General features: G+C 28.8%; 11 protein-coding genes and 1 riboswitch. Of the genes, 6 read left to right on the top strand and 5 right to left on the bottom strand.

Features of this window, described 5'->3' with window-relative positions:
• Positions 1-19: 19 nt before the first annotated feature.
• The 3 genes from L3B96_RS22800 (at position 20) to L3B96_RS22790 (ending at position 3,415) form a co-directional block, all read left to right on the top strand.
• The gene (locus L3B96_RS22800) at positions 20-1,756 is read left to right on the top strand and encodes an FtsH/Yme1/Tma family ATP-dependent metallopeptidase (protein ID WP_236898110.1); all 1,737 of its coding nucleotides are present in this window, start codon (positions 20-22) and stop codon (positions 1,754-1,756) included.
• Between the two features lie 50 nt (positions 1,757-1,806).
• Positions 1,807-1,893: riboswitch (glycine riboswitch) on the top strand.
• A 148-nt stretch (positions 1,894-2,041) separates the two neighbouring features.
• Positions 2,042-2,644 (top strand): trimeric intracellular cation channel family protein, encoded by a 603-nt coding sequence (locus L3B96_RS22795; protein WP_012058740.1) that lies wholly within the window; start codon positions 2,042-2,044, stop codon positions 2,642-2,644.
• 168 nt (positions 2,645-2,812) lie between these two features.
• Positions 2,813-3,415, top strand: coding sequence for a hypothetical protein (locus L3B96_RS22790; RefSeq protein WP_238901177.1), 603 nt, complete (start codon positions 2,813-2,815; stop codon positions 3,413-3,415).
• A 97-nt stretch (positions 3,416-3,512) separates the two neighbouring features.
• Here L3B96_RS22790 and L3B96_RS22785 read toward each other — a convergent pair whose 3' ends face one another.
• From L3B96_RS22785 to L3B96_RS22765, 5 genes are all read right to left on the bottom strand, one after another.
• Entirely contained in the window at positions 3,513-5,978 is a 2,466-nt protein-coding gene (locus L3B96_RS22785) for a sensor domain-containing phosphodiesterase (RefSeq protein ID WP_238948660.1), read from the bottom strand.
• Positions 5,979-6,295: 317 nt separating this feature from the next.
• Complete coding sequence (locus L3B96_RS22780; protein ID WP_343073107.1) at positions 6,296-6,475, bottom strand: DUF2935 domain-containing protein; 180 nt, start codon at positions 6,473-6,475, stop codon at positions 6,296-6,298.
• 410 nt (positions 6,476-6,885) lie between these two features.
• Positions 6,886-7,461 carry a 3D domain-containing protein gene (locus L3B96_RS22775; protein ID WP_236898120.1) on the bottom strand — a complete coding sequence of 192 codons (576 nt, stop codon included), beginning with the start codon at positions 7,459-7,461 and terminating at the stop codon, positions 6,886-6,888.
• 329 nt (positions 7,462-7,790) lie between these two features.
• Positions 7,791-8,576, bottom strand: coding sequence for an HAD family hydrolase (locus tag L3B96_RS22770; RefSeq protein WP_238948658.1), 786 nt, complete (start codon positions 8,574-8,576; stop codon positions 7,791-7,793).
• Positions 8,577-8,735: 159 nt separating this feature from the next.
• Entirely contained in the window at positions 8,736-9,584 is an 849-nt protein-coding gene (locus tag L3B96_RS22765) for a 4Fe-4S binding protein (RefSeq protein WP_238948657.1), read from the bottom strand.
• A gap of 515 nt (positions 9,585-10,099) precedes the next feature.
• On the opposite strand from L3B96_RS22765, the gene nrdJ reads away from it, so the two are divergent.
• The 3 genes from nrdJ to L3B96_RS22750 all read left to right on the top strand — a co-directional run bounded on the left by nrdJ (position 10,100) and on the right by L3B96_RS22750 (position 15,529).
• Positions 10,100-12,193: a ribonucleoside-triphosphate reductase, adenosylcobalamin-dependent gene (gene nrdJ / locus L3B96_RS22760; protein WP_238948656.1), complete on the top strand. Its 2,094-nt coding sequence runs from the start codon at positions 10,100-10,102 to the stop codon at positions 12,191-12,193.
• 338 nt (positions 12,194-12,531) lie between these two features.
• Complete coding sequence (locus L3B96_RS22755; protein ID WP_238948655.1) at positions 12,532-14,064, top strand: sigma-54-dependent transcriptional regulator; 1,533 nt, start codon at positions 12,532-12,534, stop codon at positions 14,062-14,064.
• Between the two features lie 97 nt (positions 14,065-14,161).
• A complete protein-coding gene (locus L3B96_RS22750; RefSeq protein ID WP_275297333.1) occupies positions 14,162-15,529 on the top strand; it encodes an MATE family efflux transporter in 1,368 nt (455 codons plus the stop codon).
• The last annotated feature ends 123 nt before the right edge of the window (positions 15,530-15,652 follow it).

Below are 15,652 nucleotides of genomic sequence, written 5' to 3'. Positions count from 1 at the left end.
TTGGAATTGGAGGTACTTAATGAATAAGATAAAAAAATACTATATTATTATTCCTATAATAACAGCTATCCTGTCTCTTATAGTAATGGTAGTAACATCAATAAATTCAAAGGTAGTTAATAAAGGTTATTCTTATTTTACTGAAGATCTTAATTCTAATAAAATATCAACCGTAATAGTTGATACTTCTCCTAAAATGACTGTAATACTAAATAACGGTGATAAATACTCTACAGATAATCCGCATACTGATACTTTAAAAGAAAAGCTATTACTAAATGGAATAGAAGTTAAGGACGAGACCACTCCCCCTATTTCAAAAACTATCCCTTCTGGAATTTTAGGATTATCACTTTTTGCAATAGTTGCGATGCTTGTATATAAATCAAAAGGTGGAGTTTCTTCTGTAACATCAATGGAAATGCAAGATTTTAGCAAAGATAAGAAAGCTGCCCTAAACTTTGATGCTGTAGCCGGAAATGAAGAAGCTAAAGAAAGTTTAATGGATGTTGTAGATTTTCTTAAGAACCCAGAAAAGTATCAAAAGTATGGTGCTAGAATGCCAAAGGGTGTTATTCTTTACGGTGATCCAGGTACAGGTAAGACATTACTTGCAAAAGCAGTTGCAGGTGAAGCTGGAGTTCCATTTTATGCGCTCAGTGGTTCTGATTTTGTTCAAGTATATGTTGGAGTTGGTGCTGCAAGAGTAAGAAATTTATTTAAGAAAGCAAAATCTCAAGGAAAAGCTGTAATATTTATTGACGAGATCGATGCTATAGGTAAAGCAAGAGGTAATGGAAAAAATGGTTCTAGTAACGATGAAAAAGATCAAACATTAAATGCGCTTTTAACTGAAATGTCTGGATTTGGACAAGAAGAAGGAATTGTAGTAATTGCAGCTACAAATAGACTTGATATGTTGGACAAAGCTCTTCTTAGACCAGGAAGGTTTGATAGACATATAGAAGTTGCATTGCCAGATGTTAATGCAAGAGAAAAGATCTTATCTCTTCATTTAAAGAACAAACCACATGAAAATATTGATATTAAAGATATTGCTAAAAAAACAGTATATTTTTCTGGTGCAAAGCTAGAAAGTTTAGTTAATGAAAGTGCTATATTAGCAGCCAAAGACAACAGTGATTATATAACTTATGACCATATAGAAAACGCATATTCTATAACTTTAGCTGGCCACGAAAAAAAAGAGCGAAGTTATCTTAAAGAAGAAGATAAACTTCTTACTGCGTATCATGAGGCAGGGCATGGATTAGTTAATATGCTATTACTTCCACAGGATAAAGTTTCTAAGATAACAATTATACCGACAACAAAAGGTGCTGGAGGTTATACATTATCTATTCCTGAAGATACCAATTACCACAGAATAGATTATTTGAAAAATAAAATTAAAGTTTCACTAGGTGGTAGAGCTGCAGAAGAAATAATTTTTGGTAAAGATAAAATTTCTACTGGAGCGCATGGAGATATATCTCAAACTACTGATATTGCTTTAAAGATGGTTACTGAGTATGGTATGGGAGAAACCTTAGGGCTTATAAATCTATCAAGTGTAGGTCCTTTATATAGTAGTTATGGAAATCCTGTTATTGAAGAATGTAAAAATATTGTTAACGATCTATACAATGAAACACTGAAACTTTTAAGTAAAAATAGGGCTTCTCTTGATAAGATTGCTATAGAATTATTAGAAAAAGAGACTTTACACGAAGATGAATTGAATAAATTAGTTTGAGATGCTATTAAAACTAATTTATAATATTTCTGATTAATTATAGTAATCGTGTGACGAATTTGGGAGATGCTACAAGCAATGTAGAGCCGAAGGTGAAATCGCAACAAACTCTCAGGCAAAAGGACCGAATTCTGACGAAACTCTGTAAAGTCTTATGACACCCAAGAAGCAATCTTTTAGTTAACTATTAAAAGAGAATCTTTCAGGTAAAATAACAGGGGCGAATTGTTTATGCAATTCGTCTATTTTTATGCATAAAATTTAATTGAAAGAGGTGTTTGATTTATGAATGATATTAATATATTGGAGTATCTAGGCATATTTGCATTTGCAGCATCTGGGGCTCATGTTGCAATCGAGGAAAAATTCGACTTATTCGGTATATATATTCTCGCTACCGTCACAGCTATGGGAGGAGGAGTTCTTCGTGATATTGTAACGAATGTTGGAATTCCATTATTTTTTGAAAACTATACAACTATTCCTTTTATTATTTTAGGTGCAACAATTCCTGTTATACTTCGCGGAAAACTAAAATATAATAATATGTTTGTGACAATAGATGCAATAGGACTCTCAGCTTTTTCTGTCTCTTCTGGAATTAAAGCTCTTGAAAGTGACTATAATTTAATGCTATTTCTATTTGCTACAAGCATTACTGGAGTTGGTGGAGGCGTACTTAGAGATATAATTACTAATAGAAAGCCTGAAATTTTCAAAACTGATGTTTACTGCATTGCATGTATTCTTGGTTCACTTTTACTGTGGTTTCTATATCCGCTTTTAGGAACTCATGTATCTCAGCATATATCATTAATCGTTATTTTTTTAATTAGAATGATTTGTTATATGAAAAAAATAAATCTTCCTGTAATTCATAAGAATTAATTATAGAAAGTCATTATCCTAGAGTAAATTAGCATAAAAAATACTTTACTCTAGGACAAGCCTATTTTTAGACGTACATATTTTTATATACAAAAGGAAAAGATATCATTAGATTTAGAATCCCTATAAATATTTATAAGTATATACATTAGAAAGGGGTTGATTTTAATGATTAACAAAAGCAGTAAAATTGGCGTAATATTAGCAATATTATTTGAAATATTAATTATTATTACAGCTATTAAGACCGCCTCATCAAATCCGTGGAGTTATATACTTTTTTTACTCTGGGATGCTATAAGCATATTTATTCCTTTTATTGTTCTTAAAGTTGCTAACTCTAACAAAATAACCCTTCCATCTAGTTTTTTATCAGCATCAATAATATTTATATTTGCTACTTTATATCTAGGAGAAACTCTAAAGTTCTATAGTATGTTCTGGTGGTGGGATTTATTTCTTCATGGTACATTTGGTGCATATGGGGTTATAATTGGAGTACATCTTTTACAAGGAATTATAGAAAAAACTAAAAATGCAACCAAGAAAAAATTTTCTAAATTCACCTTAGTATTTGCTTTTTGTTTTACAATTGCAATAGGCACCATATGGGAAATATATGAGTTCTTAGCAGATTATTTTTTTAAAACCGACATGACAAATGGAAGTCTTGAAGATACTGCAACCGATCTTATGATAAAGATTACATGTGCCTTTATTACATGTTTAATATATTATTTTTCTAAGTTAAAAAAGGCAAATAATGTTTAACAACCAAATAAGTTCATTAAACATTATTTCCCCAACTACAAAAAGTATTATTAATTATTATTAAGTCAATCATTCTTAAATATAGGGCGCCTAAAAATCACCCTATATTTTCTTTTGGTTCTGAAAAATAATATCCCTGAGAGTAATCTACATTTAAAGCTTTTATCTTATTGTATATTTCCTCCTCAGACACAAATTCCGCAATAGTCTCTATTCCTAGCTCTTTTGCAAATAATACTATAGTTTTTGTAACAATTTCTGCTGACTTATCTTTATGAACATTTTTAATAATCGAACCATCAATCTTTATATAATCCACATTTAATTTCATAAGATAATTGAAATTTGAATAACCAGTTCCAAAATCATCAATCGCAATTTTAGATCCATATTTTTTTATTTCTTTTATGAATTCAGTAACTTCATTAAAATTTTCTATACCTTCTGATTCAACTATTTCAAATACAATCTTCTCAGGGTTTCGTACCTTCTTTAATTTTTTTATGATTAGGGCTCTAATTTCGCTGTTCATTATATCCTGAAGAAGAAGATTTATAGATATTTCATAATTAGTTTTATTTAAAACTTCAAAAGTTTTTTCTAACATTATTATCGTTAGTTCTTTATATAATCCAGCTTTTTTTGCTATATCCAAGAAAAAATATGGAGATATAACTTTTCCATTTTCATCAATCATACGAATTAAAGCTTCGCATTTCTCGATTGTTTTTAAATTATTATTAACTATTGGTTGAAAAAATGGAACTATTCTATTTTCAGCTATAGCATCTTTAATTTTTTTAGTCCATATTATATTTTCCTTGATTCCCTCATATATGTTAAGATCTTCTCTATATATTTGAAATAATTCTTTATTTTTCTTTGCATAATTTAAAGCCATTTCTGCTTTCTCGAATAATAATTCTTCTTCTAATGCAACTCCCATTACAATTGTCAAGAAAATTTTACCTTCTTCGTAAACAAAACATTGATTGTTTATTTCATTTTGTAAAAATTGTATTCTTGCAATAAAATCTTCTTTTGATATATCACTACTTGCTATAGCAAATATATCTGAATTTACTCTATATGAATTTAATTTATTCTCCTTACAATACCAGCTAATTAACTTAGAAATATCTTTCAACACCTTATCTCCTATTGTATTTCCATAAAAATCATTTATATCATTAAAAGACCTTATATCAACAATTGTGAGTTTAGTGTATTTTTCTATACACAAATCATTAATTAGTTTATTTCTATTTTCTAACCCCGTCAACTTATCCGTATAATATTGTTTTTCTAACTCATCTGTTTTTTCTTTTATTTTTTCCTCTAATTTTATATTTAATTGATTTAATTCTTCCCCAGTATTCTTTATAAGATTATATAATGCTGAATCCTCCTCATTGAAATAAGAATATTCATCGTCAATTTCTGATATAATTTTAATTCTTGCATTGACATCTTCTGAAAGTGCTAATACAGTCATCGTTTCTGTGTAAAACATATTTTTATCATTGACATTGTTAAATTCACCAAAAGTATAAAAACCACCTACAGATAAATCTTTAAACGGTATTATTTCCTTTGCATTTACTTTCTTAAATATATTTTTTCTTGAATCACATGAATATATTAATAAACTCTCACATGGGCACCTTGTAATCTCACTATACATTTCCTTTGTACTTTGCAAAATTTCTCTTAAGTCACCAAAACCAATCCTTATTTTCTCACCAATATCCAGCTTTGTAGATATAAGTGCTTCTTCTGCATTTATAAATTTTAATATGTGAGTACTAAAATATCTGTTATTTCTTTTTACCATTAATGGGAACTTATTTCCCATACGTAGAATTTGATCATTATTGTTAGTACCTAAATACTTGTTATAAAATTCTTTTACTGATATAGTTCCTATCTTTTTTACTATGTTATCTTCTACCAATGTTATCTCGTGTTCTTTCCCTATAGGTATGCAATTAAAACTACTTCCGTTATTTACATTTAAAAATTCACCTTTTAAAGCAACTGCAGCTACTGCATTTTTTTCTACTCCCTCTTCTGTAAAAACATATGTTTCATACGCTGGATCGCTCTTTCCAGCAATTCCACCAGCTACCAGAACATGATCATTTACAGAATTTATCCCATTTAAAAGCTCCTCGCCCATAATGCTTGAATCGCCAAAAGATATTATTACCTTCGTATCCGTACTAATTAGAAGACTAGCTATTTTCACACCTTTACTAAAATCACATATATTATCCTTAACTAAAATGGATTTAATTATGGTTTTCTCAAAAACACTTATGGAGATTATGCACTCTCGTTCAAATATATCTCCATTTAGTATTTCACCTGACGACGTAGCCCCAACTATTTTGCATTGAGGAATTAATAATTTTAAATTTCTTATTACTTCATTTATAAACTCTTTATTGCATATCCCAGAAAACACTTGTACTAATATATTATTATATTTCATTATGTCATTGCTATTTACGTATAATTGTAAAGTTTTAAAGTCCCTATATTTAACATTATAGGTTTTCATAATTCACCTCAATAATCTGATATTAGATTTTTATACACATATATTCAATTATACCATTTAACGAGGTCTTATTCATTATTTTTCTACATAATTTAGCAGAATTTTCGTTTTAAATCATTAAAGTTAATACAACAATATTACATTTATTTATAATATTAAATAATTTGAGAAAGTTAGTCTTATTCTGATTATATTATTAGTATACTATGTACTATTAAATATTACATTATGCTTCCATTAACATATCTTTATAATATACAAAATTTATTATAAAACAAAAAGATATAAGCGAACATTCCACCTATATCTTAATTAAATTAATACATACCAAATTCACTTATCTTCATCACTGCAGAATATGCCTTGTAGTTTAAATCATGAATATTCTCTAACGAAATTGGTCGACGAGCTTTTTCTAGAAGATAATCAAATAACTTAATAAATTGAGTTGCTTCATCTATAAAACAAGTTTCTTCTGGAGACAATGCATTTAAAATAAATCATGAATGATCGCCTAATATTTGTAGCCAAAAGCGATGTTCAAAAATTGACATTTCTCTAATCTTACTAGATGACAAAATAATCCTCCAAAATAATTTTTCTTTAAATAACTTATGCAACTACATGAAGTATAATACATCGATAGAATTTTTGAAAAAATTAATGTTCAATTGATTTTTTAAAACAAGAAAAAGGCACTAAATTTATTCCTAATAAACTTACTGTCATAATTATGAAATCATTATTACAATTTTTTATAAAAATTCCTAAGGGTTTCATCCAATTGAATATTAACAATATTACATATAATTTTATAAATATTTAAATTGAAAGATGTAACTTCCCTTAGGATATTTGTGTAAATAAAATCACCGATATTAAAGTAATTTTAAATTTATACTTATTCTTATTCTAATAGATATATAGTAGTAGTTTTTCTGCCAAATTGTTTAGCCTCTTCATATGACGGGACCCAAACATCTATTACATAAGTGCCATCTTTTTTTACCTTAATTGCTCCACCTCTATCTTCAACATCAAACATGCCATCAGGCTTATAACTTTCCAACTCCGGAATATACATCTTGCTTCCAAGCGGTATATTAGATGGGGCCGCAATAACACCTATTCTTGTTGTTGTCTGCATTGCTGTTTGTGACTTCCATTTTCCCGAACATCTAGGATCATCACTATATGCAGTTAATTCTGCTTTAATAGGTTTACCTATTTGCTTTTGCTCTTTTACCGATGATGCATTTACTGAATCAGATGAACCTTCATCTGATTTCTTTACTGATTCTGCATATTTCTCAATATCGGCACTTTCTTTTTGGAAATTAGAATCTTCTTTATAGCTACCTGTAACAATTCTATTTATTTGAATATTTTTAGTTTGCGGATCTAAAAAGTTTGTTTCAAATCCTAACAAACATACTCCTAGAAATATACAAGTTTTTATAACATTTATTTTTAATTTAATCAAATTACCACTCCTTGTGTTTTATTTGTGACCTAATAATAATATAGGTTACTTTCCCCACCGATATGGTATTGCCCTATTATAGGATAAGAATGTATCAAACACAAAAGTAATTTTTGTTACATATAGATATAATTTTCATAATTGCATATGAAAAGGTTATATATGCCGTATTCTCGCATATTTCTTGGTAATATAGGCAGTAAATAATATTTGAAAAATTTTAATTTTAGTACTCTTTAAGTGCATTAAATAAATCATATGATTTTTTAGATTAATATAAATAATACTAAAATAGACTTGCATTTTAATAAATAAAATGCAAGTCTATTTTAGTAGATAAATCGCTCTATTCCTAAAGCTACTCCATCATTTTGTACTGTATCAGTTACTTTCTTAGCGTGTTCCTTAACGTAATCCTCGGCATTACCCATAGCAATTCCGCATCCTACTGTAGATAACATTTCTATATCATTCTTACCATCTCCAAAGGCATAGCTATTTTCTATTGGAATATCTAAAAAGTCCAATACTCTTAATATTCCAGTTGCCTTTGTATTCGATTTTGAATATAGTTCAAAAGATTTTTCTTCGACATTATGAATATAATCATAATCCTCATTCGCTAAATTCAAGCAATAATCCATTCCATTTTTATCATTATATAGCATCTCAATTTTGTATGTTTCTACTTTTTCTAGATCATATTCAGATTGGAAATATTTTTTAGATATACTAAAAGAATCATAGAAAGAATGTAATTTTTTATATTCATCTTTAATGTATGAATATGTTTCTCCTTGTAAAATGTATTGAATATTACGCTGCTCAAAATTATACACTAATTCTTTTATAGAATCCCCTTTAAGGCATTCTTTATATATACATTTTTCCTTAACTTTCACATATGCTCCATTAGTAAGAACAAATCCATCAAATCCAAAGTTATATAAAGATTCATTTAAAAAGGCATATGGTCTGCCTGTTGCAATAAATACATAATCTCCATTTGCTTGAAGTGAGCGAATTGTTTTTTTTACCCTAGGCCTAATATCTGTTATTCCATTTAAACAGTCCATTAAAGTTCCATCTATGTCAAAAAAAACTGCTTTTTTCATGATTACATCTCCCCCATAGTAATTCATTCTCATTCACTATACTTTATTATCATTTAATATCATTTTATTTTATTTATTTATCATTGTCAATTCATTTGATTATGTTTCAATAACATAATTGTTAAAATAGTAGTAAATGAGAATTAACTATAGCGACATCTATATATCTAATGCGTTCTTTATATGATTAAAACCTAATCTACTTATTGTCATTCCTAATCTTTCACCTTTGCTAGCATTATTTTTATAATAATCAATAACCATTTCTGTAACAGCTTCCAATTCATCAGGCTGGTAAAGTTTTTTAAGACGATTCCCTATTCTTAAATTTCTTCCAAACTTGCCACCTAAATATACTGCAACTCCTTCATTATCTAACTTCATAGATTTAAAAGGACATGCTTTGATACATTGCCCACAAGAAATGCATTTATCATAATCTATTACTGCTTTTTTATGTACCATTGATATCGCGTCAACTTTACAAGTACGTTCGCAAATCTTACATCCTTTGCACATATCTGCCTCAACCTTTGGCTCATTTTGAGCTAAAAAACCCAAATCACTGATTGGAGCTTTTACACAATTATTAGGACATGCTGCTACTCCAATTTTAAATTTACCTGGAAGATCTATTCCTAAAAACTTTCTATCGAGATTTTTAGCTATTTCTTGTGAATCTAATAATCCGAACCTACAAAGTGCTCCTTTGCAAGCAGCTACAGCTACAACCCTTGTACCAGTGCCTCCTGTCTTGATTCCTGCGTTTAATATCCTTTTCTTAACCTCTGGAATCAAATCTTCTCTAATCCAAGGTATTTCAACACATTGCCGTGTTGTAAATCCCATGTATCCATTTCCATATAATTCAGATATTTCTGCTAGACAAACCATTTCATTAGAACTTAAATTTCCTGCATCTGTCAATATTCTAAGTGAAAAATATTCTTTATCTTGTTGCTGCATGAAACCTTCTAATTTTAATGATTCAAGCTCATTTTTAGTCATTGTTTTTTATCTATCCTTTCTGCGCAAGCGGTCTATGTGCTAATCTTAGCTAAAAGTAATAATTCATATTATGAAACTTTTGAGCGCAATAAAAAACCTACAGTTATACCTGTAAGTAACTGCATATAGCTTATATTTAGATCTATAGATAAAGCCGCTTAAAATTTTATATTACTAAATTACAGTATCACGATTTATTATATAAAACTGTGATTGATATCACGTTTATGCAATTACTCATATAATCTCTTTATAAAATCATATTTTTATTTTATAAGTCCTTCTTTAAATATACTTAATTAAATTTTCATATTACTCGTCAAAGTCAATCATTATAGCGGATAGGACAACTCTATATATTGTATAGATACTTTTTTATAAGTACAACATATTGTATTTTATCATAAAATGATTTAAAATAATGTTATTATAAAACTTGAAGATATTATAATTCAAAAGAATATAAGGATTAGAAAGAAATTATTAGCTTATTAAGTAAAACTGGAGGAATATATATGAGCGAACTATTATCAGAATCATTTTTAAACAAATACAGAGAAATTAGGAATACGCCTTTAAGCAATATCGGTGAATTTGTTTATTTACGAACTTATTCTAGATATTTAAACAATAAAAAACGAAGGGAAACTTGGTTTGAAACAGTTCTTAGAACAACAGATTATAACATTGAACTTGGCATAGAATTTAAAAAGAAACAGGGATTAAGCATAAATTTACAAGATGAAGTAAAAGAAGCTGAACTGTTATTTGATAATTTATTCAATTTAAGGACCTTTACATCAGGTAGAACTCTTTATATGGGTGGAACTGATATAGTAAAGGAATATCCACTTTCAAATTATAACTGTGCATTTACAATGGTTGAAAAATTCCATGATTTTGTAGACATATTTTATCTTCTCATGATTGGCTCAGGTGTCGGTGTTAGAATCGATAAATCTCTAATATCAAAAATGCCTAATATAAGGAGAATATATCTAGACAGCGAATATAATGAAGATATTCATAAGTTCATGCCAAAAGAATATATGGAAAACACCAAACTTATTTTAGACGATGGAGATCCATCAGTCGCTAAGATTAAAATTGGTGACAGCAAAGAAGGCTGGTGTAATGCCCTAGAAACTTACTTTAATTTGATTACAAGTCCTGAATATATTAATATTAAGAAAATTACATTTGATTACAGTTATGTAAGGCCTGAGGGTGAAAGATTAAAAAGGTTTGGTGGCAGAGCATCTGGTCATAAATCATTAAAAAGAATGTTTGAAAAAATAAATAAGGTTTGCAGTAATCTTGTTAATGGAAGCTTAAGGTCCATAGATGTGCTTGATATAGCTACTATAATAAGTGAAAATGTAGTTTCTGGTGGAGTTAGGCGTAGTGCAATGATGATAATTTGCGATGAAAATGATGAAGATGTTATAAATGCAAAAAGTAAACTATATACAATAGTCAATGGAAATTGGATTGAAAATTCAGAAGTATCTCATAGGAAAATGAGTAATAATTCTGTTTTATATAAAGAAAAACCATCGCTTAATAAAATAAAGAAAATTTTAGAATCCATAAAAATAAATGGTGAACCTGGTTTTATTAATGGAAGTGAAGCTATGAGAAGAAAACGTACATTTAAAGGTTGTAACCCATGTGGAGAAATTTTGCTTAATTCACATCAATGCTGCAACCTATCAACTAACAATTTAGCCTCATTCGTAAATGAAGATAATAATCTGGATATTGATAAATTAGAAAAAATAATAAAACTATCTACTAGAGTAGCTATTAGAATGACCCTAGTAGACGTAGAACTTCCAGATTGGAATAAAATCATGCAAAATGATAGAATCGTTGGAATATCATTAACTGGAATGATGGATATGGTAAATAGAACAAACATGACTTATAAAAATTTAGGTTTATTGCTAAAGCGTTTACGAGATGTAGTTAGATGCGAAGGTATTAAATACTGCTCAGAACTTGGAATTTCCATTCCTGAGCTTATGACCACAATTAAGCCTGAAGGATCTCTATCCACACTTCCATGTGTAAGTTCAGGAATACATTATTCACATTCTAATTATTATATTAGAAGAGTTAGAATCTCTACATCTGATCCTCTATATAAAATGATAGAGAAGCTAAAATGCTATCCAATTTATAATGAAAATGGTCAAAGTGATGAAAATTGCACAACAAAAGTTATAGAATTTCCAATCAAAGCTCCTTACGGAAAAACAAAATATGATGTTGGAGCTATAGAACAACTTGAACTTTATAAATTATCAATGATAAATTGGACTGATCACAATACTTCAATTACCGTACATGTAAGAGAAAATGAGTGGGATGATGTTGCCAATTGGCTCTATGAGAATTTTGACTATGTGGTTGGTATAACTTTCCTTCCTCTAACAGACGAAACTTACCCTCTTTTACCTTATGAATCTACAACAAAGGAAGATTATGAGGAACGTATAAAAAATGTTAAACCTATAGATTATGAATTATTAGCTGAACTTGATGATGATGACGAACATGAAATAATTGATAACGAGTGCGCAAATGGAGTTTGTCCAGTAAGATAATATAATATTTTATATTCTTATATTAAAAGAAACTACTAAGTAATTGAAAGAAGCCAGTGCTGTAAAAACACTGGCTTCTTTCAATTATAAACACAAACTTTTATTTTATAGATAACTGCCTTTTTAGGTGTCAATATATTATAGGGTTCTATAATGAGAGCCAGACTTATATGTATATCAGCGAAAATTGAATACATATTTACTCCATATATATGTTGCAATTAAGTGTCTGGATCTCCATACTTTTAAATATAGATACTATATGTAATTAATTAATTAATTGATTTATATATTTGATATAATAGTATAATAAATTAATTAATGGAGTAAATAAAATTATGAAAGCAAAAATACTTTTTTTAGCGCCCTACTTTGGCTTAAAAGAAATCGCAATGTCAGTTTCATCTGAATATAAGGATTTCCAAATTGATGTATATCAAGGGAATTATGAACAAGGACCAAAAATTCTGAAACAAGTAAATATAAACCAAAAATATGATGTAATTATAACAAGGGGTGGTACTGCTGAAGTTTGCAGGCAAATTACTCAAACTCCTATTGTTGAAATTCATATTAATGCCTTTGATATACTTAGAATTTTAAAATTATCTGAAGGATATAAAGGAAAAAAAATATTCTTATCTTATCCAAATATATTTAAATCATTTAAACGGCTAAGTGAACTTTTAGGTTATTCAATCGAATCAAAGTGTTATTTTGAACATAAAGATATTCGAGACTTAATTAAAGAACTAAAACAAGAAAACTATGAACTCGTTATTGGTGATAATATGGTATATGAAACAGCGCAAGAGTTTGGAATTAATAGTATACTTATTACAAGTGGAATTGAAGCTGTAAAAAGCGCTATTGATGAAGCTATACGCTTATGCAACGCTCTTTCTAATAATAAAGATTTAAAATCTGAAGCAGTTGAATGTACATATTATGAAAAAAGAGAAAAAAGTAATATTGATGATTTTATAAAAATATTAAATCCAGATGAAATATCACCAAACTTTGTACATACAGTATTTCCTCAAACAATTCTTTCTCAAATATCATATCTAAGTAACACACCACTTCCAACAATTATTACTGGCCAAGATGGAATGTGTAAAAATGATATCGGATATTTATGCACTTACTATGGTCCTCAAAAAAGAAAAAGCTTAATATGTATAAGCTGTCACTCTATTCCTGAATATTACAACTACGACTTTCTATATAAAATCATAATTAATAAATTTAAAAACGAAGGAGGCACATTATTTCTGGAGGATATTGATACGTTATATACAGAAGGACAAAAAAAGATTGCTAATATTTTAAAAAAATTATCTAGAACTAATGATATTAAAATAATTGCATCTTGCGAATTCCCTGTTGAACTCTGTGTTAGCAATGGAAATTTACTTAGACAACTCCGTTCAATAATTGATGAAGTTAGAATTGAATTAAATCCTTTAAAAAATTACAGTAATGAAATCAGCAATATGGTAAGTATGTATCTTTCAAAACTAGATTTAAGATGTGCAAGTCAGGTTGTAGGTATAAAAGAAGGTGGTATAAAATTACTATCTGAATACGATTGGCCTGAAAATATACGACAATTTATGAGAGTTGTAAACCAATTAGCACTTAAATGTAATGGCTCTTATATTAATGTTGATGAAGTAAAAACAGCCTTAAAAGTAGAATTTGAAAATCACAAAAATGCTTCTCTAATCCCTATTAATTTAAATGGAAGCTTAAAAGAAATAGAAACTCGTATTATAAAGCATGTAATGGAGGAAGAAGGAATGAATCAGGTCAAAGTTGAGAAAAGATTGAAAATTAGTCATAGTACATTATGGAGAAAGTTAAAATGATTTCAAAATGAAACCTTTTCTCTAATTAGTTTGTTGAAGACGTAATCTAACCTTTAGTATAATAACCTAATGAAGAAATATTAAGGAAGTGAAAATTATGACTAAAGATATGACTAAAGGGAATATACATAAGCATCTTATAAGCTTTTCTATTCCATTAATACTCGGAAATCTGCTCCAACTTACTTATAATGCCGTAGATTCGATCATAGTAGGAAGATTTTCTGGTACAGATGCTTTGGCAGCTGTTGGAACGGCTAATCCTGTAATGAATATTGTAATTTTGGGAATAACAGGTATATGTATTGGAGCATCAGTTCTTATGAGTGAATTTTTTGGAGCTGGGAAATATGAAGAATTAAAAAAAGAGATTTCGACAACTTTAATATTCGGATGTTTTTTTTCTCTAATAATTGTAATATTAGGCTTAATCCTCTCTAAGAATATATTAATCCTCCTTGGAGTTCCAAATGAAATTCTCGAATCTGCAACACTCTATCTAAGAATAATATTTGCCGCAATGCCTTTTACATATCTATATAATGCAGTATCTGCAGCAATGAGAAGTGTTGGGGATTCAAAAACACCAATAAGATTTTTAGCTATAGCATCTATTTTAAATGGATGTCTTGACTTTATTTTTATAGGAGGCTTTAATATGGGAGTACTTGGAGCTGGACTAGCCACAACTATCTCTGAAGCTTGCTCCGCTCTATTTTGTATAATTTACATATATAAAAAAGTACCATTGTTAAGACTATCTAAAAAGGATATAAAATTAGATAAAACGCTTTTAAAACAAACTCTCCAGCATGGATCAATAACAGCTTTGCAGCAATCTTGTCAGCCAATCGGCAAATTGTTAATTCAAGGTGCTATCAATCCATTAGGGGTAGCTACAATAGCAGCATTTAATGCTGTAAACAGAGTTGATGATTTTGCTTTCACTCCACAACAAAGTATATCTCATGGAATGATGACTTTTGTTGCTCAAAATCGTGGTGCAAATAATAAAAATCGTATTAAAGCTGGATTTAGAGTTGGCTTATTCATAGAGTTTTGCTATTGGATAATAATCTGCTTGGTTGTATTAATTTTTAAGACACCCATAATGAAATTATTTGTCTCTTCTAATGATAATAACATGGTTGACTTAGGTGTGAGTTACTTAGGACTTATGGCATTTTTTTATTTATTTCCTGCATTTACAAATGGTATTCAAGGTTTCTTCAGAGGCATGGGAAACATGAAAATTACATTAATCTCTACACTTATCCAAATATCCTTTAGAGTAATATTCGTTTTTATATTAGTTTCTCATGTAGGGATGATAAGTATGGCCTATGCAAGCCTCATAGGATGGATATTCATGTTAGCTTATGAAGTTCCATATTACTTCATATTTAAAAGGAAGAATCATTTATTAAAAGATTACGACAAAGCTGAGAAGAAATTTCAAGTTTAAAGCTAAAATTTCACCTTAAAAAATCAATTAAAAGAAGGCATTAAAATAGTTGATCTGACCCCAAAAAGTTAGACAAATTTAACTAAGCTATCATGAAGGATTGAATTCTGTATTGAACAGGAC

The organism is Clostridium sp. YIM B02569 (assembly GCF_022320765.1).
Taxonomy (GTDB): domain Bacteria; phylum Bacillota; class Clostridia; order Clostridiales; family Clostridiaceae; genus Clostridium; species Clostridium beijerinckii.
Note: the sequence above shows the minus strand (reverse complement) of the source record. Positions and strands in the feature narration are given on the sequence as shown.

What these genes read in the sequence shown, in the direction of transcription:
- L3B96_RS22800 (WP_236898110.1), top strand. Translation starts at nt 20, where the DNA reads ATGAATAAGATAAAAAAATACTATATTATTATTCCTATAATAACAGCT.
- L3B96_RS22795 (WP_012058740.1), top strand. Translation starts at nt 2,042, where the DNA reads ATGAATGATATTAATATATTGGAGTATCTAGGCATATTTGCATTTGCA.
- L3B96_RS22790 (WP_238901177.1), top strand. Translation starts at nt 2,813, where the DNA reads ATGATTAACAAAAGCAGTAAAATTGGCGTAATATTAGCAATATTATTT.
- L3B96_RS22785 (WP_238948660.1), bottom strand. Translation starts at nt 5,978, where the DNA reads ATGAAAACCTATAATGTTAAATATAGGGACTTTAAAACTTTACAATTA.
- L3B96_RS22770 (WP_238948658.1), bottom strand. Translation starts at nt 8,576, where the DNA reads ATGAAAAAAGCAGTTTTTTTTGACATAGATGGAACTTTAATGGACTGT.
- L3B96_RS22765 (WP_238948657.1), bottom strand. Translation starts at nt 9,584, where the DNA reads ATGACTAAAAATGAGCTTGAATCATTAAAATTAGAAGGTTTCATGCAG.
- nrdJ (WP_238948656.1), top strand. Translation starts at nt 10,100, where the DNA reads ATGAGCGAACTATTATCAGAATCATTTTTAAACAAATACAGAGAAATT.
- L3B96_RS22755 (WP_238948655.1), top strand. Translation starts at nt 12,532, where the DNA reads ATGAAAGCAAAAATACTTTTTTTAGCGCCCTACTTTGGCTTAAAAGAA.
- L3B96_RS22750 (WP_275297333.1), top strand. Translation starts at nt 14,162, where the DNA reads ATGACTAAAGATATGACTAAAGGGAATATACATAAGCATCTTATAAGC.